This is a genomic window from Phenylobacterium sp. (assembly GCF_036723115.1).
Lineage (GTDB): Bacteria > Pseudomonadota > Alphaproteobacteria > Caulobacterales > Caulobacteraceae > Phenylobacterium.
The window spans coordinates 1-6,320 of sequence record NZ_DAIMHV010000154.1 but is presented as its reverse complement, the minus strand read 5'-3'; the positions used below and the strand labels follow the sequence as shown (position 1 = coordinate 6,320).

Here is a 6,320-nt window from a genome sequence, read left to right as displayed (position 1 = left end):
CTGGTCGTGGCGAACACGCGCGACGCCGCCCCGCTGGTGGGCCCGGCAGGACTCGAATTGAGGTCTATTTATGCTTTTCGAACGGTCATTTAGGTTCGATCATTGTCATTGATACCTACGGCGATACCAACCACCAGAACGCCCACTGCCGCACCGATCGATTTGGAAGCGCAGCCGCGCCCCGAATTACCTTGCGCTATCAGGCCGCGCCTACGAGGCGCTCCGTTTCGGCGCTAGGTGACCAGGCTTCAGAAGCGGCGAGCGCCTCACCCACCAAGATCAAGGCCGGCGCCGACGCAAGACCCAGACAGTGATCAGCCGCCAGCGCGGCGAGGGTCATGCCCTGAAACTGCGCGTTCGGTGCGCTGGCGTTGCTGACGAGCGCTACGGGGGTGTGAGCCGATCGCCCCGCTGCGATGAGGCGGCACGCGATCACTGGCGCAGCGCGGGCTCCCATGTAGATGGCCAAAGTCGCCTCGGCGTCGGCGGCGGCGGCCCAGTCCATGGTGAGTTCTCCATCCTGCGTGGTCGCCGTGGCCATCACCACTCGACGGGCCACGCCCCGATGGGTCAGCGGCAAGCCAAACTGTGCCGCCGCCGCGCAGGCCGCGGTGACACCGGGTACAATCTCCGCCGCCAAGCCGTGGCGACGCAACGCCTGGGCCTCCTCCCCCACCCTGCCGAAGATCGAGGGATCACCACCCTTCAGCCGCACGACTCTCAGGCCTCGCCTGGCCAGCCGAATCATCAGGCGGTTGATGGTCTCCTGCCGCATGGACGGACGCCCCGCCCGCTTGCCGGTCTGGATCTTGAGGCAGGCCGGGGGCGCCAGGGCCAGGATGTCATCGCCGACCAGGGCGTCATAGAGCAGGGCCTGGGCCCCCTCGATGGCGCGCGCCGCCCGCAGGGTCAGTAGGTCGGCGGCGCCTGGCCCCGCCCCCACAAGCTGGACAGGGTAGAGGGTCTTGGCTTCAGGCGGCATGACGGGTCTCCGCGGCGGGCAGCATGCGGGCGATTTCGGGACGGCAGGAGCCGCACTGGGTTCCAGCCCCGGTGGCCACGCCCACTGCGTCCAGGGTTGATGCGCCCTCGGCGATCGCCGCCTCGATCCTTGGCCGGCGCACCCCGCGGCAGGCGCAGACCAGGGGGCCGGTCTCGACGGCCACCCCTGGAGCGAAACCGATCAGCAACGCCGCACGATCAGTGTCGCTCAGCTGGTCCTTGGCGAACAGGGCGGCCAGCCAGTCCCGGGGGGGCAGGCGGCCGGTCTCCACGGTCATGAACAGTACGCTGGCCAGCCGCTGGTCCTGGACGAAGGCTTCCCGCAGCCGCCCGCCCTGAGCGTCCTCAAGCAGCAGCGCCTGTCCTTCGGCGCCGCGGCTCAACGCCTTGCGCACGGCGTCGCGCTGATCGGCGTCACCGCGGCCGGCGAACTCGTGAAGCTGGCAGCCGTCCTGGGTCATTCGTCGCCAGACCAGGTCGATCCCCTCGGGAGGAGGGACGGCCGACCGGGAGAGGAAGAAGCCCCTCCAGGTCTCGCGATAGGCCTGGATGCGGGCCGGCGTGTGCTTGAACTCCGGCTGGCCGGATATCGGGTCCACAGGGCCTGAAACAAGCGGATTGGCCCTACCCCGCGGCGCATACGCGGCGCTCCAGTGCATGGGCATGAAGATGCAGCCGGGCCGCTGGACGTCTGTGATCCTGGCCAGGGCGACGGCTTCGCCGTGGTTGGTGCGCACCCGGGTCAGCATGCCCTCGGCGATCCCCTGCGCCAGGGCGTCGGCGGGGTGGATGTCCACATAGGGCTCCGGCGCATGGCGGCTAAGCGCTGCGGAAAGACCGGTGCGGGTGAGCGTGTGCCAGTGATCGCGGACCCGGCCGGTGTTCAGGGCCAGGGGAAAGGCGCCGTCGGTGGCCTCGGCCGGTCCCAGGGCCGGCGTCGGGACCATCCGGGCCCGGCCATCGGCTGTGGGGAACCGGCCATCGGTGAACAGCCGCGCCGTGCCGCCAGCCTGATTAACCGGCCACTGAACCGGGGCCAAGGCGTCGTAGCCGTCCGGCGTGAGGCCGACGAGCGGGCCCAGATCCAGGGTCCGGCCAGTGTTCTCATAGGCGGTCATCCGCGCCCATTCCCGGAACACCTGGGCGTTGGAACGCCAGCTGAAGGTGGCCCCATGACCCATGGCCGTGGCCACATCGGCGATGATCTTCCAGTCCGGGCGCGCTTGGCCGGGCGGCGCCATCACCGCGCGCTGGCGCGAGATGCGGCGCTCGGAGTTGGTCACCGTACCGTCCTTCTCGCCCCAGGCCAGGGCCGGCAGCTTCACGTGGGCGAAGACGGCGGTGTCGGTGCGCGCCATGCAGTCGGAGACCACCACGAAGGGGCATTTGGCCAGAGCCGCGCGGACGGTTTCCGCCCTGGGCATACTGACGGCCGGATTGGTAGCCATGACCCACAGGGCCTTGATGCGTCCGTCGCCGACCGCCTCGAACATGTCGACGGCCTTGAGGCCGGGCTTGCGGGCCAGGTTCGGCGCGCCCCAGAACCGTTCGACCCTGGCGCAGTCGGCCTCGGTGAAGTCCATGTGGGCCGCCAGCGTATTGGCCAGGCCGCCGGTCTCTCGACCGCCCATGGCGTTGGGCTGGCCTGTGATCGAGAAGGGACAGGCGCCCGGCTTGCCGATCCGTCCTGTCGCCAGGTGCACATTGAGGATGGCCAGTCCCTTGGCCACCCCCTGAGCCGACTGGTTGGCCCCCATGGAAAACAGGCTGACGGTCTTCGGCGTGGCCGCGAAAAGGTCGTAGAAGGCGACAAGATCAGCCAGGTCCAGGCCGCAGTCGGCGGCCACGGCGGCCGGCGACTGGTCCTCGCGGGCCAGGCTCTCGACCACCGCGCCATAGCCGTTAACATGGGCGGCCACATAGGCCTGGTCCACGACGCCCCGGTCCATCAGGTTCGCGAGCAGCCCGTTCCAGAGCCGCACGTCCGTTTGAGGCGCCAGCGGAAGGTGCAGGTCAGCCATCTCGGCGGTGTCAGTCCGGCGAGGATCGATGACCACGTGTCGCTGGCCGCGGCCTCGGGCCGCCTCCATTCGCCGGAACAGCACCGGATGGGTCCAGGCCGCGTTGTGGCCCGAAAACACCACGAGGTCGGCGAGGTCCAGATCCTCATAGCAGCCCGGCACGAGATCAGCGCCGAAAGCGGCCTTGTGCGCCGCCACGGCCGAGGCCATGCAAAGCCTTGAATTGGTGTCGATATTGGCCGAGCCGATGAAGCCCTTCATGAGCTTGTTGGCGGCGTAATAGTCCTCCGTCAGGAGCTGCCCCGACACATAGAAGGCGACTGAATCCGGGCCGTGCCGGGCGATGGTCTCCGAAAACCGCCGGGCTACCAGGCGCGTCGCCTCGGCCCAGGAGGCCTGTCGCCCGCCGATCTCCGGCGTCAGCAGCCGCCCCTCCAGCCCCACCGTGTCGCCTAGGGCCGTGCCCTTGGAGCAGAGGCGGCCGAGATTGGCGGGGTGATCGGCGTCGCCAGCCACCGCCAGCGTGCGGCCCTCGGCGCGGGCCGCGATCCCGCAGCCGACGCCGCAATAGGGACAGGTCGTACGCGTCACGGCCACGGGCGCCTCAGGTCCGGGCCAGGCCGATGAACAGTCGGCCTTCGCGCACCTCCAGCGGCACCACCGGCGCGCAACCCTTTCCGGCGTCGGCGCCCGTGGACTCGCCGGTGGCCAGGTCGATCACCCGGCCATGGAGCGGACAGGTGACCGAGGCGCCGTGGACGATGCCCTGACTGAGCGGTCCGCCCTTGTGTGGGCAGGCGTCCATCAGGGCGAAGACCTGGCCATCGCCAGTGCGGAAAATGGCGATCTCGCCATGCGGCCCTTTCAGGCGACGGGCGCCGCGGCGGGGAATGTCAGTGTCTGCGCCGACATCGATCCAGGCGATCTGGGGGGCTTCGACCAGGGCGTTCATGCGGATTCGAACTCCAGGCGACGGCTGAGGGGATTGAACTCATCGGCATGCCGACCGGCGACCCGCTCGGCCCAGGGGTCGGTGCGCGCGAAGCGCTGCGAATAGGCGAAACGGTCATAGAGGGCCTTGCGCGCCTCCGGCTCCTCAACCTGAGCGCGGATCGTCTCCAGACCGACCCTCGCCATCCACTTGTAGATGCGCTCCAGGTACCAGCCCTCCTCGCGATAGAGCTGGGTGACGGCGCAGATGGTCCACACGGCTTCATCCTCGCTGGCGACCTTGGTCAGCAGCTGGGTTCCCTGGATGTGCAGCCCCGCGGCGCCGCCGATGTGGATCTCGAAGCCGGAGTCCACGCAGACGACGCCGATGTCCTTGCAGGTGGCCTCGGCGCAATTGCGCGGGCAACCCGACACCGCAAGCTTGACCTTGGCCGGCGCCCAGGACCCCCACATCAGCTTTTCCAGCCGGATGCCCAGGCCCGTGGAGTCTTGCGTTCCGAACCGGCACCAGTCGGTTCCGACACAGGTCTTCACGGTTCGCAGACCTTTGGCGTAGGCGTGGCCGGAAACCATGCCGGCCGCATTCAGATCCGCCCAGACCGCGGGAAGGTCGTCCTTTTTGACGCCCAGCAGATCGATCCGCTGACCACCAGTGACCTTGACTGCGGGAATGGCGAACTTGTCGGCCACATCGGCGATGGCCCGCAGCTCCTGGGGCGAGGTCATCCCGCCCCACATCCGCGGCACCACCGAATAGGTGCCATCCTTCTGAATGTTGGCGTGGACCCGCTCGTTGACGAAGCGCGACTGCTTGTCGTCCTGATAGTCTCCGGGCCAGGCGCAGATCAGATAATAGTTGAGCGCCGGGCGGCAGGTGGCGCAGCCCTCGGGCGTGGTCCATTCGAGGGCCTGCATGACCGCCGGGATTGACTTCAGGCCCTCGGAGACGATGCGCTTGCGCACAACCTCGTGGCCGTGATGGGTGCAACCGCAGACGGGCTTGGGGCCCGTCTGGGCCTGGAAGGCGTCGCCAAGGGTCACCGCCAGCAGCTTCTCCACCAGCGGCGTGCACGAGCCGCAGGAGGCCGAGGCCTTGGTGTGGGCGCGGACGTCTTCCAGGGTGACAAGGCCAAGGTCCGCGATGGCGGTGGTGATCGCGCCCTTGCACACGCCGTTGCAGCCGCAGATCTCCTGAGAGTCCGGCATGGCTGCAACGGCGCTCTTAGGGTCCACGCCGCGGAGCGCCTCCGTCACCGCCTGGCCGAAGATGAGGGTTTCGCGCAGCTCGCTGACATCGGCCTGCGACTTCATCAGGTCGAAGTACCAGCCGCCATCGACCACATCGCCGAACAGGACCGCGCCGGCCACCCGACCCTGCTCCAGCACCACGCGCTTGTAGACTCCCCGCCCGGCGTCACGGAACACCACGTCTTCGCAGCCATCGCCGCCGGAGAAGCGCCCGGCGGAGAAGACATCGACGCCGGAGACCTTCAGCCGCGTCTGCAGGACCGAGCCGCCATAGGCGCAGTCTTCCACACCGGTCAGCACGTCGGCGAGGGTGCGGCACATCTCCCAGATGGGCGCCACGAGGCCATAGGCGACGCCGCGGTGCTCGGCGCACTCCCCGATCGCGAAGACGGCCGGATCAGAGGTCCGCATCTGGTCGTCCACCACCACGCCGCGGCCCACCGTCAGGCCGCAGCTGGCCGCCAGGGCGGTGTTTGGGCGGATGCCCACAGCCATGACCAGCAGGGAGCAGGGGATGATTCGGCCGTCCTTGAGCTGCAGGCCGCTGACCTTGCCGTCCTCGCCCAGGATCGCCTCGGACTGGGCGCCGAGCACGGTCTCCACGCCCCGCTCCGTGAGGGCGCTGCGCAGAAGGAAGCCCGCCGACTCGTCGAGCTGGCGCTCCATCAGCACGTCCATCAGGTGGACGACCGTCGCCCGCATCCCTCGCCGGGCCAGGCCATAGGCGGCCTCCAGGCCCAGAAGTCCGCCGCCGATCACCACGGCCTGGCCCCCGGCGTCGGCGGCGGCCACCATGGCCTCCACATCATCCAGGTCGCGGAAGGTGACGACGCCCGCCAGGTCCGCGCCCGGCAGGGGCAGGCGCACTGGATCAGAACCCGTGGCCAGGATCAGCCGGTCATAGGCGGCCTGGGTTCCATCGCTCGCCCGAACCATCCTCCCCTCGCGGTCGATCTCTGCGACGGCGCAGCCTGTGTGCAGGGTGATGGCGTTGTCGCGGTACCAGGCCTCGTCGTTCAGGACGATGTCGGAGAAGGCCTTCTCGCCGGCCAGCACGGGCGACAGCATGATGCGGTCATAGTTCACCCGGGGCTCGGT

At 69.0% G+C, this 6,320-nt stretch carries 4 protein-coding genes; all 4 read right to left on the bottom strand.

The features are described from left to right. Positions 1 to 199: 199 nt before the first annotated feature. Entirely contained in the window at positions 200 to 982 is a 783-nt protein-coding gene (gene cobA, locus V7D28_RS13035; RefSeq protein ID WP_333587816.1) for a uroporphyrinogen-III C-methyltransferase, read from the bottom strand. After that, entirely contained in the window at positions 972 to 3,614 is a 2,643-nt protein-coding gene (locus V7D28_RS13030; RefSeq protein ID WP_333587815.1) for a nitrate reductase, read from the bottom strand. Before V7D28_RS13030 ends, cobA begins: the two co-directional genes overlap by 11 nt. A gap of 13 nt (positions 3,615 to 3,627) precedes the next feature. After that, positions 3,628 to 3,975 (bottom strand): nitrite reductase (NAD(P)H) small subunit, encoded by a 348-nt coding sequence (locus V7D28_RS13025; RefSeq protein ID WP_333587814.1) that lies wholly within the window; start codon positions 3,973 to 3,975, stop codon positions 3,628 to 3,630. Further along, positions 3,972 to 6,320 (bottom strand): nitrite reductase large subunit NirB (nirB, locus tag V7D28_RS13020; protein WP_333587813.1); only part of this gene is annotated, 2,349 nt, incomplete at its 5' end. The genes V7D28_RS13025 and nirB, both read right to left, overlap by 4 nt.